This is a genomic window from Roseateles sp. NT4 (assembly GCF_051857475.1).
In the GTDB taxonomy this organism is placed as follows: domain Bacteria; phylum Pseudomonadota; class Gammaproteobacteria; order Burkholderiales; family Burkholderiaceae_C; genus Pelomonas.
This window is the reverse complement of record NZ_JBPZGZ010000004.1, coordinates 543,474-560,926: the sequence shown is the minus strand read 5'-3', so window position 1 is coordinate 560,926 and position 17,453 is coordinate 543,474. Positions and strand designations below refer to the sequence as shown.

The window sequence follows — 17,453 nt, the reverse complement described above, 5'->3', positions numbered from 1 at the left end:
CAGCAATAACCCGAAGGATCATGCCCACCGGCTGGCAGGCCGGTGGTCCTTCGTCAGGCGTCGGACAGGCCGCAGGGCCTGTCCTCGGTCCGGACTCAGCTCCGGTAGTCGGCGTTGATGCTGACGTAGTCGTGGCTCAAGTCGCAGGTCCACACCGTGGCGCTGGCCGAGCCGCGGTTCAGGCCGACGCGGATGGTGATCTCGGACTGCTTCATGACGCGCTGGCCGTCTTCCTCGCGGTAGGTCGTCAGCCGGCCGCCCTGGCGCACCACGGCGACATCGTCCAGGTCGAGGTCGATCAGGCCCTGGTCCAGGTCGCCAATGCCGGCATAGCCGACGGCGGCCAGGATGCGGCCCAGGTTGGGGTCGCTGGCGAAGAAGGCCGTCTTGACCAGGGGCGAGTGGGCGATGGCATAGGCCGCCAGCTTGCACTCGGCCTCGTCACGACCGCCTTCGATGGTGATGGCGATGAACTTGGTCGCGCCCTCGCCGTCGCGCACGATGGCCTGGGCCAGTTCCTGGGCCAGGGCGATCAGGGCCTCACGCAGGGTCTTGGCGTCGGCGCCGTCCAGCGACGTGATCTCGGCATGCTTGGCCTGGCGGCTGGCGATCAGCATGAAGCAGTCGTTGGTCGAGGTGTCACCGTCGATGGTGATGCGGTTGAAGGAGGCGTCGGCGGCTTCCTTGACCAGGGGCTGCAGCAGGGCCGGCGAGATGTTGGCGTCGGTGGCGACGAAGCCCAGCATGGTGGCCATGTTGGGACGGATCATGCCGGCGCCCTTGGAGATGCCCGACAGCGTGACCGGCACGCCGCCGAGGGTGATGCGGCGCGAGGCGGCCTTGGGCAGGGTGTCCGTCGTCATGATGCCGGCGGCGGCCTCGGCCCAGTTGTCGGCCTTCAGCGCGGCCAGGGCGGCCGGCAGGCCGGCGGTGATGCGGTCCACCGGCAGGGTCTCCATGATGACGCCGGTCGAGAAGGGCAGGATCTGCTCGGGCGCACAGCCCATCAGACCGGCCAGGGCCTGGCAGGTCTGGCGCGCCCGGGCCAGGCCGTCGGCGCCGGTGCCGGCATTGGCATTGCCGGTGTTGATCAAGAGAGCGCGGATGGCCGAGCCGCCAGCCAGATGCTCGCGGCAGAGCTGCACCGGCGCGGCGCAGAAGCGGTTGGTCGTGAAGACGCCGGCCACGGCCGCGCCCTCGTCCAGCGCGATGACGCTGAGGTCACGCCGGTTGGCCTTGCGCACGCCGGCCATGGTCACGCCGAGGCGCACGCCCGGCACGGGCAACAGGGAGGCGGGGTCGGGGGCAGTGAGATTGACGGGCATGGCGCGCTCGAAGGGATAAGGGAAAGCGCGGAGATTCTATGAAGCAAACCCCAAGCGCCGTCCAAGAGTTGCACGGTCGCACGATCCATCTGACGCCGGGACTGAACACCCGGCGCACTCCCTCGTCATGCCTTCATCAAGCCCCGGTCTTGAAGAGGCTGGAAAACACCTGCCCGTCATGCTCCGCCGTCACGACGGACCACGACGTCAGGTGGGCCATCAGGTTGACCTGGGTGGCGGTGATCTGCGTGTCCAGGGTGCTGTAGTTCGGGAAGCGGCTGTTGGCGAGTTCGCTGGCGATGAGCTGTTGCACGGCGGCGTTGCTGTCGAACTGGGCCGCCCAGTCGGTGGCGTAGTTGAGGTAAACCCACACGATGGTGGTGGGGGCGCTGCGGGCGGGCACGCCGAACCAGGGGTTGGCCAGCACGGTGAGGCTTTGCGACAGCACGGCCGGGGCTGATGCCGGGGAGGCGCTGCCGGCAGCCACCCAGAGCGCGGCGAGGAAGGGGGCGAAGTCGCTGGCGGCAAAGATCTGGTTTTGCGCGTAGGGGCGGTTGCCCTGCAGGACCTTGTTGGGGTCGGTGCCGGCATAGGGCTGGTAGCCGCGCTTGTCGTCGTAGGGCTGGTAGCCGAACAGGGGCGGCAGGGCGTCGTCCACCTGCACCTGGCTGCCGGGTAGCCACGGCGTGGCGCTGCCCGGGGCGGTGGGCACCCCGCAGGCCGCGGCCACCAGCGGCACCATGGAGTTGACGCAGACGATGGCGCTGTCGATGTCGCTGTACGACAGCAGGCTGCACAGGCCGCTGTTGTCCAGGCTGCCGCCGTCGGCATAGCTGTTGAGGTTGCTGCCTGAGTTGGCTTCGGCACCGCCAACGGGCCAGGAGGGGTATTGCGGGATGAGGTCCATGGGGAAGGCGCTCTCGGCCTCGACGGCTGCTGCAGCCGCTGCGGCCACGGCACCCGAGGCATGGCTGAGCATGGCGCGCGCGACGCCGCGCGCGTCCGCGGGGAGCAGGTGCTCTATCCACTTCAGGATCGCATCGCCCTCCTTCACCAGCCATTCCATGAAGGCGAGCGGATGCTTCTCCCAGTAGCCGATGGTGGTCCAGATCTCGTCGGCAAATGCCGCGCTGCTGGTGCCCATGATGTCGGTGAGCGCCCAGGGGCGGGCCTGCTGCACGGTTGCGGTGCCGCCGCTTTCGACGACGAAGCTGGAGGGCAGCGCGAAGGAGTCCACCGCGCCGCCGCCCACGGGCAGGCCGTTGGCGTCCAGCGCAGGGGCGCCGTTGTAGCTGGGCGCTCCCACCACGCCGCTGCGGTAGCCCGTGGCCTGCACAGGCACGAGGGGCGGCAGCGCCAGCCCCTTCACGCTCACCATCATGCCCATGTTGCAGAGGTGAAAAGGCCGCTGCGCAAAGCCGCTGCCGCTGGCAAATGTGTGCGCAATGGTGGTCTTGAGGCTGGGGTTGGCGGTGGTGATGGCGGCGAAGCTGGTCGCCGTGGCCGAGAACAGGTCGCTGGGCTCCAGGTTGTCCCGCGGCGCGTACAGCCCATAGGGCAGCAGGATGTTCAGCCCCATCACCGTCTGCCACAGCATGTGGGCGGGCAAGGGGTTGGTGGGGTCCACCTTGCGCATCACCTTGTAGAGCAGCAGCGCCGTGCCGGCGATGGCCACGAGGGAGAAGGTGTCCGACGTGAACGGGTTGCCCGCGTTGCCGGCGGGCAGCTGGGCCAGCTGGGCGACCGTGAGCGCACCCTGGTTGGCGTTGTAGGGGCCCAGGTAGGTGGCGTCGCTGGCGCCGCCGGCCGGCATGTAGATGTAGGGCACGCCCAGCCACGAGCCGCCGGATACGGTGGACAGCGCCTTCACCTGCGACAGCAGGCTGGCCCCGTTGGCCTGCAGGTAGCTGAGGGCGCGCAGCTGCCCCATGCCCGCGCAGGCGGCGCGCGTACCTCCGCCCGACAGGCACAGCCCCACGTTGCCGGGCGTGGCGCCGGCGGGTGTGTAGAACTGCGACACGGCGAGCGGCGGCGTGGTGGTGACGCTGGCTTTCAGCAAGGTGGCCATGGTGTCTCCCTGGGGTGAGGCGGGCAGTCTTGCTAACAACACAGCCAGGCGCAATCACGACCCGCACCCATTCGCGTCTACCCGTCCCCAAACTTGATGACACCTGGCGGCCTGCCGCGCCAGCCGTGCCGGGAACCAGGGCGCCCCTGTGCCCACTAAAACGCACGCCCCCTGCGAGCCCCGAGGACTCGCGCCCCGTTTGACGAAGGAAGCCCCACCATGCCCGGCAACCCCACCGCCGTCCGCGAGGTCCTCGAGGCCATCGCCACTCAATCCGGCCCGCGTCTTGCCGAGGCGCAGGACGCACTGGGCCGGCTGATTCCGGAGATCAAGCAGGTCGTGGCTGCCGACCCGTCGCGCAAGGACGACCTGCTTGACCGTGCCGCGGCGGTGCAGGAGTTGCTGCGCACCGGCGATGCGGCCGGGGCTCTGCGCAAGATGGCGGAGTTGTCGGCATTGCTGGCGCCGGCGCGGTCGGCAGGCAAGGGGCCAGGCAGCGGCGCGGCCGGCTTCGAGCGGCGCTGGGCCGACGCGCGGGCGAGTTGGCGCGAGGCCGTCGAGGCGGTCGACGCCCGCATTGCGAAGGTGCGCGCCCAGATGCTGTCGTCCGGCAACCCCGACCTGCTGGACATCGCCGACCGCGGCATGCCCGCGCTCACCGACAACCACAAGACGCCGGTCAGCGTGGCGGTCATCGAAGTGGCCGACAGCAGCGGCGAGAAGCGCGAACGCTCGGCCCGCAAGGCGATCGATGCCATCCAGGCGTTCCGCTCCCACATCGACACCGACCCCATGATCAAGGTGCTCGACGAGCAGTCACCTGCCGCGTTCGGCGTGTCTCTGGCCATCCGCACGGACATCGGCCGCGGGCTCACGGCGCTCGAAAGCGTGCTGCGCGAATCCGCGCTGGCCTGAAGCGGTTCACGCCAGGAGACTCGCCATGGAAATGTCGGCATTGGGAGTGGGCGTCGCCGCGGGCACGGCGAGCGTCATTGCCATCGGGATCATCGTGACCACCTGGAACAAGTGCTGCGGCAAGGCCGACCGCGACGAGGGTCTGGCCAAGGGCAAGGCGCAGGGCGGCAAGGGTTCCGCCAGCGGCTCCGCGACACAGCAGGGGATGACGCACGCACAGGCCAAGAAGATTCTCAACGCGCGCCACCTCGGCGCCGACGCGGCGAAAAAACTGGCAGCCGCCTGCCAAGGCCTTCGCGACGTCAAGCGCCACCTGATCAAGTATGAGGACCTGGACGAGCGCATCGAGTTCGCGAACGAGCTAGAACCCGCCTTCAAGGACATGCGGGACAAGGCCTCGGCGCTGGACATGATCACCGGCCGGCATGAGAAGCTGCTCGGGTACGTCAGCAACAAGGTGTTCTTCAAGCACAAGATTTCCGACCTGCTGGCACAAGCAAAGATCGCGCGCGAGCACTACGAAAAAGGGCTTGCAACGCTGCAAACCGACTACGCCAAGCTGCAAAGGCGCGCGGCGGATATCCCGGAGCCGCCGGTCCGGAAGGATTTCAACAAGCTGTACGGCAGCGACGAGGACGCCGGCGAGGACGAGGCCAAGTTCGACAGGTTGTCCACGGATCTGGATGACGCGTTCAACAAGCTGCTCGAAAACTCGAGGACGGCGGAGGCCTACTTCCGCACGGAAGCCTTCGACGAGATGCGATGGGCCATCGACATGCTCGCGCGCATGGACAAACGCATGCGGCTCGAAGACAAGGAGCACGTGAAGAAGGGCAAGTCCGCCAAGGTGGAAGCGGAGGAGGAAGACCCTGAGCCGCCCAAGCTGCCTCGGGCGCGCACCGATGAATACACCGGCCTCACGTTCCGCGTCGTGAACCCGGACCGTGACGCCGACGACGAGCTGACAGACGCAGAACAGGACAAGGTCGAGGCCTTCGCCGGCCTCGACGGCACCGAGCTCAGGGCACGGCTGCGCGACCTGATGAACGACCATTTCGGCAAATACGAATACGTCAATCACCACACGGTCCGTCTGTCGCGGCGGCGCAGGCTGGAATTCAACGTGGCCGTGACGGCCACCGAGGTGCAGGCGACCATCGTCCACATCGGTGACCCCACCTACGCGCACTGAAATGGCAGCCGCTGACCGATGCCACCAGCGGCTGCCGATCCGGCTGCTCGCCGACTGCCCTGGCTTGCTCGGCACGGTGGCGGGTTGGCTTCAGCAGGAGTGGTTCACACCGGCGGGTCATCCGGCGACGGCGGCTATCGAGGCGCTGGAACAGCGGCTTCATCGGGACCGCGCCCCCCTCGCTCTGGTCGCTACGAGCGGCAACGCGCCCGTCGGCACGGCCAGCCTTGTCTTGGCAGCGCATCCGTTGGAGCCCGGGGAGGCGCTCTATCTGTCGAGCGTGTTCGTCGAGTCCACCTCGCGGCATCGGGGCATAGGGCGCCAGTTGTGCAACGCGGCGGCGGCTCGGGCCTTCGGCATGGGTGTCGAACGCTTGTTCCTTTTGACAGCCGATCAGGGCCATTTCTACGCAGGCCTGGGGTGGGAGCCTTGCGGTGAACGGGTGACGTCGGTGGGCTCGAAGCTCTGTTTCGCGCACTTGATGACGCTTCGCTGTCAGGCCCCCTCCGACCGATCGGGCAGAAGGCCCGCATCGACGCCCTCACCAAGCCGAAGCGAGACCCTCGAGGCCATCGCCGCTCGCACCCATCCGCGTCTTGCCGCGGGCTCGCTGGCCTGAAGCGGTTCACCGAAGGAGATTCACCATGGAAATGTCGACATTGGGCGTCGCTGCCGCCACCACGGCAGGCGCCATTGCCATCGGGATCATCGTGACCACCTGGAACAGTTGCTGCGGCAAAGCCGACAGCAACGAGAGCCAGGCCAAGGGCAAGGTGCGGGGCGGCAAGGAGTCCACCAGCAGCTCCGCGATAAAACCGGAGCTGTCGCAGACACAGGCCAAGACCGTCAAGGACATCGACGCCCCGCTGGTGAGAGAGCCGAGCGTCAAGAAAACCGAGGATGACCCTGAAGTGCGGGCCAAGCAGCACAAGGCGCTGGCCCAGCGGCTGAAGGCGCTGACCGAGCAGGTGGGCAAAGAGATCGCAGCGATCAGGCGTGACGTGGACAAGGCGCTGGCCGATTCGGCAGTGCGGCTCAAGCTCGACGACGTGGAGCCCGACGCGGTGGACGTGAAGGCCGTGCAGGACCTGGCAGACGCGGCCCTGGAGGCGGCCAATGGCTGGCGCGTCCAGTTGGAGGGGCTGTGCAAGACGCAGGAGGAGGATGCCAGCGAGGTGAGCGCCGACATGATTGACGCCGCCGAAGAGAACGCGGCCCAGGACCGCAAGGCCCCGCAGGCCGCGCTGGAGCGACGGCTGAAGGAGCTGGCGGCCGCCACCGAGGCGCTGCGTCAGGTGCAGGAGGTGCGGCTGACCGACACCGATGAAATGAAGCTCACCAACCGCTTCAACCAGAAGAGACCCAAGGTCACGGCAAAGTTGGCCAAGACGTTCGTCGCCGAGTTGTCGATCGAGCCCGAGGGCAAGTGGAGCAACGCTTTCGAGTATCTGCAGGCGCTCGAAGGCGCGGGCGACAACGAGACCGCCCAGGCCAAGGCCTCCAGGCAAAAGCCCTCGGTCGCGCTGGCCGCCTACCTGCAGCTCGCCGAGCCCGGCGCGTGGGCCAGCCACGGCGCCTACGTGCGGGAACGCGCCAACGACTTCGACGGGCGACAGGACAAGGCCGCCGCCGTGCTGCGCGCGCTGGCCGCCATCAACAGCGCCGACGCCGCCACCAACCAGTGGCTGGTGCGCCTGGCCCTCAACGGCACGCCGGTGGAGACGCTGGCGAAATACCACGCGGCCCGGGCCGACCTGGCCGGCGTGTCCGTGCCCGGCGCCTACTCGGCCAAGCTGGACGAGTTGATGGCCAGGCACGGCTTCGATGCGACGGTGTGGACCCGCCTGAAAGGCTGGGCCAAGACGAGGCCCCTGCTGTTGTCGTCGGTGGTGGCCTTCCTGAAGACCGAGGACGAGACCACCGCCCGCCGCGTCGCCGAGGATTACTACGGCCTGGTGGCGGGCACCCGCCCCGGCAACACCGAGGAGGGCCGCATCGCCACCGGCCTGACCGCCAAGGTGATCGAGCAGAACAAGCAGCGCACCGTCCACTCCACGGCCACCGGCTCGGGGCACGCCTACAAGTACGGCTACATCGGTGGCTTCGTGCGCGCGGCCTGGGAACTGCACGTGCACGAGAACCGCTCCAACCTGTACCCGGCGTGGAAGAAAACCTCCGATCCCCGCGAGTACGTGGCCGGCCGCGACACCTACAACCTCGACGGCGCGCTGCGCCCGCTGCTGAAGTAGCCAGGCGCCAGCAGATACCCACGCGACGGTTCCATCACGGCGACCCAAACAAAAAGGCTCCCGAAGGAGCCTTTTCAGCGAAGCGCGCGCAGATCAGCGCGGCAGGCGGCGGCGGGCCAGCAGGCCGACGATGCCGAGGCCGCCCAGGAAGAGGGCATAGGTCTCGGGTTCCGGCACGGCGGCCGTGGCCATGACCAGATCCTGATAGTCAGCGCTGCTCAGCTTGTAGACCGTGTAGCTGCTCTGGCCATGGAAGTTCAGCGCGTTGTTCAGATAGCTGTCGGCCAGGTTCAGCACCGCGGCCGGCGCGGTGGCGCGGAAGAAGCCCGTCTGCGTGCCGAAGGTCGTGGTTTCCTGGGTGAACTCCCAGACGGCCAGCTGGAAGGCGGCCTGCTGGGTGGCGTTCATCGAGGCGCCGTAGGCGACCTGGTAGAGAGCCGACAGATGGGTCGCCTGGGCGCCGCTGAACGACGACACCGAGTAGTTGGCGGCCAGCGTCGAATTGCCCTCGAGCGGCTCGATGCAGAAGGCAGCGAAGCTCGAATTGCTCGTCAGGTTGCTGTAGTTCAGGCGGATGGCGTAGTCGTCGAACACGGCCTCGGTGGCGCTGAGGCGGCTGTCATAGGCCTGCAGTTGCGTGCCGGCCAGGGCGGCATTGCCCTGCCAGGCGATGGACACGTCGCTGGCCATGGCGGCCTGCGCACCGGCGATCAGGGGCAGAGCCGCGACGATGGTGGAGAAGGAGTACTTCATGGTCTTCCTGGTGGCTTGCCGCGGAAATCAGGCCGACTTGCGGCGGCGGGAGGAAACGAGGGCGCCGAGGATGGCAACGGCGGCAAGCGCCACGCTGCCCGGCTCAGGCAGTTCCAGGTTGGCGGTGAAACCGTTGCCCTGCTTGTTCGAGTAGCTGACGCCGCTGACGCTCATGTCCCAGGTGCCGGCCGACAGCTGGCGCGGGGACAGGGCCCACTGCTCGCGGCCGGTGCGCGTCGTGGTCCAGGAGACGGCAATCAGTTCCGACCAGTCCAGCACTTCGCCGGTGGTCAGGTTGGACAGCGTCACGGAGCGGATGTCCACGGCGGGCGTGGTAGTCAGCACGCCCTTGGTGTTCAGCAGGCCGCTGAACCAGGTGTTCTGGTCCAGCGTGAAGGTGAAGACGTGGTTGTCGGTGAAGGCGGTGCCGAAGCCGGTCGGGTCCTTGTGCGTGGTGTTGCTGACCATGACCGTGCCGGCCGACGCGGAGGTGGCGAGAACGATTGCAGCGGCGGCGAACAAGGCTTTCATTGCGGGCTTTCTGACTTTTCTATCGGGTTAACCCCGGTTTCAGGGCTATCTGGGACTGCACTCTAGGGGGGCTGGCCTCAGACGAGCACCCCCCATGCCGGTGGCGTGGGGTCTTCTCTGTGCTCAAACGCACGGTTTTCCCCCCACTTGGGTGGGCCGAAACGGCGCGGACAGCTTCTTGCAAACCAATGCAAACGGGCCGGCAGAGCCGGCCCGTGACGGATGTCGCGCCAGGCGATCAGGCCAGCTTGCCGTGGCAGAGCTTGAATTTCTTGCCGCTCCCGCAGGGGCAGGGGTCGTTGCGGCCGATGTGGCCGTACTCGGCCAGCAGGGTGGCGGGGTCGACGTCCTGGCTGATGGAGCCGTCCTCGTTGGGGTGCTGGTAGGTCACGTTGGACACGGCCTCGGCGCGGCGCTCGATGGCCTCGGCGGCCTGGTCGGCTTCTTCCTGGCTCTGGATGCGCACGTTCATCAGCGTGCGGGTGACTTCCATCTTCACCAGATCCAGCAGCTGCGAGAACAGCTCGAAGGCCTCGCGCTTGTATTCCTGCTTGGGGTTCTTCTGGGCGTAGCCACGCAGGTGGATGCCCTGGCGCAGATAGTCCAGCGCAGCCAGATGCTCGCGCCAGCGCTGGTCAATGCTTTGCAGCAGCACCATGCGCATGAAGGGGTTGAACTGCTCGATGCCGACGCGGTCCAGCTTGCTCTGGAAGAGCTCGTCGCCAGCCTTGGTGACGGCTTCGACGATGTCGTCGTCGGTGATGGAGTCGCTCTTCTTGACCAGCTCGGTCAGCGACAGCTCGATCTGCCATTCGCCCTTCAACACCGGCTCCAGGCCGGCCAGGTCCCACTGCTCCTCGACGCTTTCGGCGGGCACGTAGGTGCGCACCACGTCGGTCAGCGTGGACTCACGCAGGGAGGCGATCTGGGCGATCAGGCTCTCGGCCTCGAGGATGTCGTTGCGCTGCTGGTAGATGACCTTGCGCTGGTCGTTCGAGACGTCGTCGTACTCGAGCAGCTGCTTGCGGATGTCGAAGTTGCGGGCCTCGACCTTGCGCTGGGCGCCTTCGATGGAACGCGTGACGATGCCCGCCTCGATGGCCTCGCCCTCGGGCATCTTGAGCCGGTCCATGATGGCGCGCACGCGCTCGCCGGCGAAGATGCGCATCAGCTGGTCGTCCAGCGACAGGTAGAAGCGCGAGCTGCCCGGGTCGCCCTGGCGGCCGGCACGGCCGCGCAGCTGGTTGTCGATGCGGCGGCTCTCGTGGCGCTCGGTCGCAATGATGCGCAGGCCGCCCTCGGCGCGCACCTTGTCGTGCAGACCCTGCCACTCGTCCTTGAGCTGCTGGATGCGGCGCGCCTTCTCGTCGGCGGGAATGGCTTCGTCGGCCTCCAGGAACTTGACCTGGTTCTCGACGTTGCCGCCCAGCACGATGTCGGTGCCGCGGCCGGCCATGTTGGTGGCGATGGTGATGACGCCCGGGCGGCCGGCCTGGGCGACGATCTGCGCTTCCTTCTCGTGCTGCTTGGCGTTCAGCACGTTGTGCGGCAGCTTGGCCTGGTCGAGCAGCTTGGAGATCAGTTCCGAGTTCTCGATGGACGTCGTGCCCACCAGCACCGGCTGGCCGCGCGTGTGGCAGCTGCGGATGTCCTCGATGACGGCCGTGTACTTTTCCTTGTCGGTCTTGTAGACCAGGTCCAGCTCGTCCTTGCGGATGGTCGGGCGGTTCGGCGGGATGACGACGGTCTCGAGGCCGTAGATCTCCTGGAACTCATAGGCCTCGGTGTCGGCCGTGCCCGTCATGCCGGACAGCTTGCCGTACATGCGGAAGTAGTTCTGGAAGGTGATGGAGGCCAGAGTCTGGTTCTCGGCCTGGATCTGCACGCCTTCCTTGGCTTCGACGGCCTGGTGCAGGCCATCGCTCCAGCGGCGGCCGCTCATCAGCCGGCCGGTGAACTCGTCGACGATGACGACCTCGCCGTTCTGCACGACGTAGCTCTGGTCCTTGTGATAGACGTGGTGGGCCCGCAGCGCTGCGTTCAGGTGATGCAGCAGCGTGATGTTGGCCGCGTCATAGAGGCTGCCGCCCTCGGGGATCAGGCCGGCCTCGGCCAGCAGGGCCTCGGCCACTTCATGGCCATCCTCGGTCAGGTGGATCTGGTGCGACTTCTCGTCCACCGTGAAGTCGCCGGCTTCGATGACGCCCTCACCGGTGCGGGGGTCCAGCTCGCCGATCTGCTTCTTCAGCTTGGGCACGACGGCATTGATGCGCAGATAGACGTCGGTGTGGTCGTCGGCCTGGCCCGAGATGATCAGCGGCGTGCGCGCCTCGTCGATGAGGATGGAGTCCACCTCGTCGACGATGGCGTAGGCCAGGCCGCGCTGCACGCGGTCGGCCGTCTCGTAGACCATGTTGTCGCGCAGGTAGTCGAAGCCGTACTCGTTGTTGGTGCCGTAGGTGACGTCAGCGGCATAGGCCGTCTGCTTCTCCTCGCGCGGCGCCTGCGGCAGGTTGATGCCGACCGACAGGCCCAGGAAGTTGTAGAGCTTGCCCATCCATTCGGCGTCGCGGCGCGCGAGGTAGTCGTTCACCGTGACGACGTGGACGCCCTTGCCCGTCAGCGCGTTCAGGTAGACCGGCAGCGTGGCCATCAGCGTCTTGCCTTCGCCGGTGCGCATTTCGGCGATCTTGCCGTCGTTGAGCACCATGCCGCCGATCAGCTGCACGTCGAAGTGGCGCATCTTCAGCGCCCGCTTGCTGCCTTCGCGGCAGACGGCAAAGGCTTCGGGCAGGATGTCGTGCACGGTCTCACCCGCGGCGATACGCTGCTTGAACGACGCCGTCTGGGCGCGCAGTTCGTCATCGCTCAGCGCCTCGTACTTCGGCTCCAGCGCGTTGATCTTCGCCACGGTGCGGCGGTAGTCTTTCAGCAGACGCTCGTTGCGGCTACCGAAAATCGAGGTGAGAAGCTTGGGCAACATGCTGCAGAGGATGTGGAGCTGCGCGGCACCGGACGGGCTGGCCGACCGGTGAAAGGCGCGAATCTGGGGGCACGGCGAGGCATTGCAAGACGGACTTGCCCGGCCGCGCAAAACGTCGCAGTTTAGCAGTGGCTCATGGTCAAGCCCGCTGCCTGACTACACTGCGGCCATGGCCACCCCGCCCCGCTACCTTGCTCCCAAGCGCGTGCGCGCCAGCATCCCGTCCCCGACACCGGTGGCCGAGGCGCTGCGCGCCCACGAGGGCCTGGCTCAGCTCAATGCGCGGCTGGAGGCGTCGCGGCGTCGGCTGCGCATCATCGCGCCCGCCCTGCCGGGCACGCTGCTGGCCAGCCTGCAGCCCGGGCCGCTGGACGAAGAGGGCTGGAGCCTGCTGGCGGCCAACGCCGCCGTCGCCGCCAAGCTGCGCCATCTGCTGCCGCGCCTGGAGGCCCTGCTGGCCCAGGCCGGCCTGCCGGGGCAGATCCGCGTCAAGCTGATCCAGAAATGACAAAACCCACTGTCGCGAGACAGTGGGTTTGCATTTGGTGCCGGCTATCGGATTCGAACTGATGACCTACCGCTTACAAGGCGGTTGCTCTACCAACTGAGCTAAGCCGGCGAAAGACCAAGATTCTAAGCCGTCACTTGACGCGCTTCAGCGAAGGCCGTGGCCCGCCGCTCGGCGCATCGGGCGGGGGCGGCGTGTCGTCGCCCTCGTCGTCGCTGGTTTCGCTGGCCAGACGCAGGCCCGTGCGACGCGGCTCGGCGGCCGCAGGCACGGCCGGCACCGGCGCACCTTCGGCCAGAGGCTCGGGCGCCGGAAAGGCCATGCCCTGGCCGTTCTCGCGGGCGTAGATGGCGACGACATGGTCCACCGGCACGATGATCTCGCGCGCGACACCGCCGAAGCGGGCCTTGAACTGGATGTGGTCGTTGCCCAGATCCAGCCCGCTGGTCGCATCGAAACCGATGTTCAGCACGATCTCGTTGTTGGACACGTACTCCATCGGCACCTGCACCGAACGGTCGACATGGACCGCGATATAGGGCGTGAAGCCGTTGTCCGTGCACCAGTCATGCAGGGCGCGGATCAGATACGGGCGGGTGGAAGTCCCCCCACCTGCGCCGCCGGAAGCGGGGGTCTGGTCCATCAGCGGCGCATCACCTTTTCCGAGGGCGTCAGCGCCTCGATGTAGGCCGGGCGGCTGAAGATGCGCTCGGCGTACTTCAGCAGCGGCAGCGCGTTCTTGGACATGTCGATGCCGTAGTAGTCCAGGCGCCACAGCAGCGGGGCGATGGCCACGTCGAGCATCGAGAAGTCGTCGCCCAGCATGTACTTGTTCTTCAGGAAGATCGGGGCGAGCTGGGTCAGGCGGTCGCGGATCTGCGAACGGGCCTTTTCCAGCTGCTTGTCCGTCGCCTTGGTCGTCGTGCCGCGGCCTTCGAGGATGTTCACGTGGGCGAACAGCTCCTTTTCGAAGTTCAGCAGGAACAGGCGCACGCGGGCACGGGCCACCGGGTCACCGGGCATCAGCTGCGGGTGCGGGAAGCGCTCGTCGATGTACTCGTTGATGATGTGCGATTCGTACAGGATGAGGTCGCGCTCGACGAGGATGGGCACCTCGTTGTACGGATTCATCAGGGCGATGTCTTCAGGCTTCGCGAACAGGTCAACGTCACGGATTTCGAAGTCCATGCCTTTCTCGAACAGCACAAAGCGGCAGCGGTGCGAGTAGGGATCGGTGGTACCGGAGTAGAGGACCATCATGGCTTGGGCTCCCGAGGGGTCAGTCAATCAAAACACACGCGGCGGTCCGCCGCGCAAAAAGCAAACGCAGTGGGTGGCCAGAAGACCTCCCCACTGCGTGTTTGGCACCGCTTTGAGGCGGTGCCAGGACTTGGCAGTTACTTCACATCCTTCCAGTACGAGGCATTCAGGCGCCAGGCGAACACGGTCAGGAAGAGCAGGAAGATCAGCACGATGACGCCGAGCTGGAAGCGCTGGCCCTGTGCCGGCTCGCCCATCCACTGCAGGTAGGCGACCAGGTCGGCCACGGCTTCGTCGTACTGGCGCTCGGTCAGCGTGCCGGGCGTCAGTTGCTGGTAGCCGGCGAAGACGTGCACCTTCTTCTCGTGGTCGTGCGGGTCGGCGACTTCCTCGAACTTGGCGGCGCGCTGGCCTTGCAGCTCCCACATCACATGCGGCATCGCGACGCTGGGGAAGGCCAGGTTGTTCCAACCCGTGGCCTTGGTGTCGTCGCGGTAGAAGTTCCGCATATAGGTGTAGAGATAGTCGGCACCTGAACCCTTGGCGCCGTCGGCGCGCGAGCGGGCGATGACCGACAGGTCGGGCGGGTTGGCGCCGAACCAGGCCTTGGCATCCTTGGGGTCGATGCTGGCCTTCATGGTCTCACCGACCTTGTCGGCCGCGAACAGCAGGTTGCTCTTGATGTCGGCTTCGGACAGGCCGATGTCGCGCATGCGGTTGTAGCGCATGTAGGCGGCCGAGTGGCAGTTCAGGCAGTAGTTGACGAACAGCTTGGCGCCGCTTTGCAGCGCCGCCATGTCCGACATCTTTTCCTTGGGGAACTTGTCCCATTCGATGCCACCGGTGTTGGCCTGGGCGGCACCGACCAGGCCCAGGGAGGCCAGCAGGAGGGCGATCAGCTTTTTCATTGGTGTTCTTGCTCCGCGGCTCAATGGGCGTGGAAGGTCACACGGTCGGGCACCGGCTTCGGGCTTCCCAGGCGGCTCCACCACGGCATCAGCAGGAAGAAGCCGAAGTAGAACAGCGTGCCGGCCTGAGCCACCAGGGTGCCCATGTCGCTCGGCGGCTGGATGCCCAGATAGCCCAGGACCAGGAAGAACACGACAAACACGGCGTACATGTACTTGTGCCAGTCGGGGCGGTAGCGGATCGACTTGACCGGGCTGTGGTCCAGCCAGGGCAGGAAGAACAGGATGATGACCGCGCCACCCATGACGACCACGCCCCAGAACTTGGCGTCGAAGACCTTGAGCAGGAAGATCAGCACCGCGGCAGCCACCAGCAGCGCCACCTTGGCCGCGCCGCCGAACTTGCCCTTCAGGAAGCTCACGATGGCGGCGACGCCGATGACGCCCACCAGCACGTTGACCATGGTGTCGGTCGTGGCGCGCAGCATCGAGTAGAACGGCGTGAAGTACCAGACCGGTGCGATGTGCGGCGGCGTCTTCAGCGGGTCGGCCGGGATGAAGTTGTTGTACTCCAGGAAGTAGCCACCCATTTCAGGCGCGAAGAAGATGATGGCGGTGAAGACCATCAGGAACAGGCAGACGCCGTAGAGGTCGTGCACCGTGTAGAACGGGTGGAAGGGCACGCCGTCCAGCGGGCGGCCTTGCGCGTCCTTGGGGCCCTTCTTGATCTCGACGCCGTCGGGGTTGTTGGAACCGACATCGTGCAGGGCCAGCAGGTGGGCCACCACCAGGCCCAGCAGCACCAGCGGCACGGCGATGACGTGGAAGCTGAAGAAGCGGTTCAGGGTGGCGTCGCCGACGACATAGTCGCCGCGGATCATCAGGGCCAGGTCCGGGCCGACGAAGGGCACGGCAGCGAACAGGTTCACGATGACCTGGGCGCCCCAGTAGGACATCTGGCCCCAAGGCAGCAGATAGCCCATGAAGGCTTCTGCCATCAGGCACAGGAAGATCGCGCAGCCGAAGATCCAGACCAGCTCGCGCGGCTTGCGGTAGCTGCCGTAGATCAGGCCACGGAACATGTGCAGGTAGACAACCACGAAGAAGGCCGAGGCGCCGGTGCTGTGCATGTAGCGGATCAGCCAGCCCCAGGGCACATCACGCATGATGTACTCGACCGACGCGAAGGCCAGACCTGCGTCCGGCTTGTAGTGCATCACCAGGAAGATGCCGGTGACGATCTGGATCACCAGCACCAGCAGGGCCAGCGAACCGAAGATGTACCACCAGTTGAAGTTCTTCGGCGCGTAGTACTCCGACATGTGGACCTTGTAGGCGTCGAACGCGGTCGGGAACCGGTTCTCCAGCCAGGTCATGGTCTTCACGCCAACCGAGGCGCCTGCGGGAGCTTCTTTGAATTCAGCCATGTCTCGTCCCGTGTTTCCTGTTTAGGCCTTCTTGCTCTCGCCGATCAGCACACGGCTGTCGGACAGGAACATGTACGGCGGCACCTCGAGGTTGTCCGGCGCGGGCTTATTTTTGAAGACGCGGCCAGCCATGTCGAAGGTCGAACCGTGGCAGGGGCACAGGAAGCCGCCGTTCCAGTCGTCGGGCAGCGACGGCTGGGGGCCGGAGACGAACTTGTCGCTCGGCGAGCAGCCCAGGTGCGAGCAGATACCCACGACGACCAGGAATTCGTCCTTGATCGCACGGGTTTCCTTGTTGACGCCTTCCGGCAGCGGGAAAGCCTTGCGTTCGGAATTCGGGTCGGCCAGCTGGGCGTCGTTCTTCTTCAGGCCCGCGAGCTGCTCCGGCGTGCGGCGCACGATCCAGACCGGCTTGCCGCGCCATTCGACAGTGAGCTTCTCGCCGGGCTTGATACCGGAGATGTCAGCCTCGACGGGGGCGCCGGCGGCCTTGGCGCGCTCGCTGGGCGCGAAAGTGCTGACGAAGGGCACGGCAGTCGCGATGCCACCGGCGGCGCCGGCGCAACCGGTTGCAATCAACCAGGTCCGCTTGCCTTGGTCCACTTGCTGGTCACTCATGAGGGTCCTCTAAAGAGACTTCTGATCAGGGGCAACTCAGGATTCTAGCGGACGCTCACTGCCGCTCCCGGGCTTGCACGGGACTGGCGACCCGAGGTTTACCCGGCTTCTGGGTCCATTGACTTGCCGCCAACATCGGCCCCAGCCCATCCCCCCCATGCCATCGCCCAAGGAGCCCACGCATGAGTTTCTTTTCCGAATTCAAGGAATTCGCCGTCAAAGGCAATGTCGTCGACCTCGCGGTCGGCGTGATCATCGGCGGCGCCTTCGGCAAGATCGTCGACTCCCTGGTCGGTGACGTCATCATGCCGGTCGTCAGCAAGATCTTCGGCGGCCTGGATTTCAGCAACTACTTCATCCCGCTGGCCGGCCAGACGGCCACGACGCTGGCTGAAGCCAAGAAAACCGGCGCCGTGCTCGCCTACGGCAGCTTCCTGACGGTGTCGCTGAACTTCATCATCCTGGCCCTGATCATTTTCCTGATGATCCAGCAGATCAACCGCCTCAAGCGTGAACCCGAAGCGGCACCCGCACCGGCCACGCCGCCGCCCACCCCCGAAGATATTCAATTGCTGCGCGAGATCCGGGATTCGCTGAAGCGCTAAGCTCTCACTCCGCTCCGCCGCCCGGTAAGCAATGGTTACCGGGCTTTTTTTTGCCACGGATTTCGCGACCGGCTGAAAACCTGCGCTTGTTGCAGGCGCGATACTTTGGAA

The 17,453-nt window shown here is 66.4% G+C and carries 16 protein-coding genes and 1 tRNA gene; 6 read left to right on the top strand and 11 right to left on the bottom strand.

Translation table 11 applies throughout. The annotated features are described in order from the left end of the window. Positions 1-95 precede the first annotated feature (95 nt). Both argJ and ACS5PN_RS25710 read right to left on the bottom strand, forming a co-directional pair. Complete coding sequence (gene argJ, locus ACS5PN_RS25715; RefSeq protein WP_439466873.1) at positions 96-1,325, bottom strand: bifunctional glutamate N-acetyltransferase/amino-acid acetyltransferase ArgJ; 1,230 nt, start codon at positions 1,323-1,325, stop codon at positions 96-98. Positions 1,326-1,461: 136 nt separating this feature from the next. Beyond that, complete coding sequence (locus ACS5PN_RS25710; RefSeq protein WP_439466872.1) at positions 1,462-3,393, bottom strand: hypothetical protein; 1,932 nt, start codon at positions 3,391-3,393, stop codon at positions 1,462-1,464. 219 nt (positions 3,394-3,612) lie between these two features. Between ACS5PN_RS25710 and ACS5PN_RS25705 the strand changes: the two genes are divergently transcribed. The 4 genes from ACS5PN_RS25705 to ACS5PN_RS25690 are packed head-to-tail and all read left to right on the top strand — an operon-like array spanning position 3,613 to position 7,749. Beyond that, positions 3,613-4,308: a hypothetical protein gene (locus ACS5PN_RS25705; protein ID WP_439466871.1), complete on the top strand. Its 696-nt coding sequence runs from the start codon at positions 3,613-3,615 to the stop codon at positions 4,306-4,308. A 25-nt stretch (positions 4,309-4,333) separates the two neighbouring features. Then, the gene (locus tag ACS5PN_RS25700) at positions 4,334-5,500 is read left to right on the top strand and encodes a hypothetical protein (protein WP_439466870.1); all 1,167 of its coding nucleotides are present in this window, start codon (positions 4,334-4,336) and stop codon (positions 5,498-5,500) included. Between the two features lies 1 nt (position 5,501). Then, the gene (locus tag ACS5PN_RS25695; RefSeq protein WP_439466869.1) at positions 5,502-6,119 is read left to right on the top strand and encodes a GNAT family N-acetyltransferase; all 618 of its coding nucleotides are present in this window, start codon (positions 5,502-5,504) and stop codon (positions 6,117-6,119) included. A gap of 25 nt (positions 6,120-6,144) precedes the next feature. After that, positions 6,145-7,749, top strand: coding sequence for a hypothetical protein (locus ACS5PN_RS25690; RefSeq protein ID WP_439466868.1), 1,605 nt, complete (start codon positions 6,145-6,147; stop codon positions 7,747-7,749). A gap of 93 nt (positions 7,750-7,842) precedes the next feature. Here ACS5PN_RS25690 and ACS5PN_RS25685 read toward each other — a convergent pair whose 3' ends face one another. From ACS5PN_RS25685 to secA, 3 genes are all read right to left on the bottom strand, one after another. Beyond that, a complete protein-coding gene (locus tag ACS5PN_RS25685) occupies positions 7,843-8,502 on the bottom strand; it encodes a PEP-CTERM sorting domain-containing protein (protein WP_439466867.1) in 660 nt (219 codons plus the stop codon). Between the two features lie 27 nt (positions 8,503-8,529). Next, positions 8,530-9,033, bottom strand: coding sequence for a hypothetical protein (locus ACS5PN_RS25680; RefSeq protein ID WP_439466866.1), 504 nt, complete (start codon positions 9,031-9,033; stop codon positions 8,530-8,532). A gap of 238 nt (positions 9,034-9,271) precedes the next feature. Then, positions 9,272-12,016, bottom strand: a complete 2,745-nt coding sequence (gene secA, locus ACS5PN_RS25675) for a preprotein translocase subunit SecA (protein ID WP_439466865.1) — start codon at positions 12,014-12,016, stop codon at positions 9,272-9,274. Between the two features lie 169 nt (positions 12,017-12,185). Here secA and ACS5PN_RS25670 point away from each other — a divergent pair, with 169 nt between their 5' ends. After that, entirely contained in the window at positions 12,186-12,524 is a 339-nt protein-coding gene (locus tag ACS5PN_RS25670; RefSeq protein ID WP_439466864.1) for a hypothetical protein, read from the top strand. A 35-nt stretch (positions 12,525-12,559) separates the two neighbouring features. Here the strand turns inward: ACS5PN_RS25670 and ACS5PN_RS25665 are convergent. The 6 genes from ACS5PN_RS25665 to petA form a co-directional block, all read right to left on the bottom strand. Continuing rightward, a tRNA-Thr gene (locus tag ACS5PN_RS25665) sits at positions 12,560-12,635 on the bottom strand. Positions 12,636-12,657: 22 nt separating this feature from the next. Next, positions 12,658-13,167 (bottom strand): ClpXP protease specificity-enhancing factor, encoded by a 510-nt coding sequence (locus ACS5PN_RS25660; protein ID WP_439466863.1) that lies wholly within the window; start codon positions 13,165-13,167, stop codon positions 12,658-12,660. Continuing rightward, a complete protein-coding gene (locus tag ACS5PN_RS25655) occupies positions 13,167-13,784 on the bottom strand; it encodes a glutathione S-transferase N-terminal domain-containing protein (RefSeq protein ID WP_056192820.1) in 618 nt (205 codons plus the stop codon). The genes ACS5PN_RS25660 and ACS5PN_RS25655 overlap by 1 nt, the downstream gene beginning before the upstream one ends. Positions 13,785-13,921: 137 nt before the next feature. Beyond that, positions 13,922-14,692 (bottom strand): cytochrome c1, encoded by a 771-nt coding sequence (locus ACS5PN_RS25650; protein ID WP_439466862.1) that lies wholly within the window; start codon positions 14,690-14,692, stop codon positions 13,922-13,924. Between the two features lie 20 nt (positions 14,693-14,712). Then, positions 14,713-16,119, bottom strand: coding sequence for a cytochrome b (locus ACS5PN_RS25645; RefSeq protein ID WP_439466861.1), 1,407 nt, complete (start codon positions 16,117-16,119; stop codon positions 14,713-14,715). 21 nt (positions 16,120-16,140) lie between these two features. Further along, the gene (gene petA, locus ACS5PN_RS25640; RefSeq protein WP_439466860.1) at positions 16,141-16,737 is read right to left on the bottom strand and encodes a ubiquinol-cytochrome c reductase iron-sulfur subunit; all 597 of its coding nucleotides are present in this window, start codon (positions 16,735-16,737) and stop codon (positions 16,141-16,143) included. A 182-nt stretch (positions 16,738-16,919) separates the two neighbouring features. Here petA and mscL point away from each other — a divergent pair, with 182 nt between their 5' ends. Beyond that, positions 16,920-17,342, top strand: a complete 423-nt coding sequence (gene mscL / locus ACS5PN_RS25635) for a large conductance mechanosensitive channel protein MscL (RefSeq protein ID WP_439466859.1) — start codon at positions 16,920-16,922, stop codon at positions 17,340-17,342. The last annotated feature ends 111 nt before the right edge of the window (positions 17,343-17,453 follow it).

Bases quoted from the DNA above. Each gene is read 5' to 3' on its own strand.
- argJ (WP_439466873.1), bottom strand. From the start codon at position 1,325: ATGCCCGTCAATCTCACTGCCCCCGACCCCGCCTCCCTGTTGCCCGTG.
- ACS5PN_RS25710 (WP_439466872.1), bottom strand. From the start codon at position 3,393: ATGGCCACCTTGCTGAAAGCCAGCGTCACCACCACGCCGCCGCTCGCC.
- ACS5PN_RS25705 (WP_439466871.1), top strand. From the start codon at position 3,613: ATGCCCGGCAACCCCACCGCCGTCCGCGAGGTCCTCGAGGCCATCGCC.
- ACS5PN_RS25700 (WP_439466870.1), top strand. From the start codon at position 4,334: ATGGAAATGTCGGCATTGGGAGTGGGCGTCGCCGCGGGCACGGCGAGC.
- ACS5PN_RS25695 (WP_439466869.1), top strand. From the start codon at position 5,502: ATGGCAGCCGCTGACCGATGCCACCAGCGGCTGCCGATCCGGCTGCTC.
- ACS5PN_RS25690 (WP_439466868.1), top strand. From the start codon at position 6,145: ATGGAAATGTCGACATTGGGCGTCGCTGCCGCCACCACGGCAGGCGCC.
- ACS5PN_RS25685 (WP_439466867.1), bottom strand. From the start codon at position 8,502: ATGAAGTACTCCTTCTCCACCATCGTCGCGGCTCTGCCCCTGATCGCC.
- ACS5PN_RS25680 (WP_439466866.1), bottom strand. From the start codon at position 9,033: ATGAAAGCCTTGTTCGCCGCCGCTGCAATCGTTCTCGCCACCTCCGCG.
- secA (WP_439466865.1), bottom strand. From the start codon at position 12,016: ATGTTGCCCAAGCTTCTCACCTCGATTTTCGGTAGCCGCAACGAGCGT.
- ACS5PN_RS25670 (WP_439466864.1), top strand. From the start codon at position 12,186: ATGGCCACCCCGCCCCGCTACCTTGCTCCCAAGCGCGTGCGCGCCAGC.
- ACS5PN_RS25660 (WP_439466863.1), bottom strand. From the start codon at position 13,167: ATGGACCAGACCCCCGCTTCCGGCGGCGCAGGTGGGGGGACTTCCACC.
- ACS5PN_RS25655 (WP_056192820.1), bottom strand. From the start codon at position 13,784: ATGATGGTCCTCTACTCCGGTACCACCGATCCCTACTCGCACCGCTGC.
- ACS5PN_RS25650 (WP_439466862.1), bottom strand. From the start codon at position 14,692: ATGAAAAAGCTGATCGCCCTCCTGCTGGCCTCCCTGGGCCTGGTCGGT.
- ACS5PN_RS25645 (WP_439466861.1), bottom strand. From the start codon at position 16,119: ATGGCTGAATTCAAAGAAGCTCCCGCAGGCGCCTCGGTTGGCGTGAAG.
- petA (WP_439466860.1), bottom strand. From the start codon at position 16,737: ATGAGTGACCAGCAAGTGGACCAAGGCAAGCGGACCTGGTTGATTGCA.
- mscL (WP_439466859.1), top strand. From the start codon at position 16,920: ATGAGTTTCTTTTCCGAATTCAAGGAATTCGCCGTCAAAGGCAATGTC.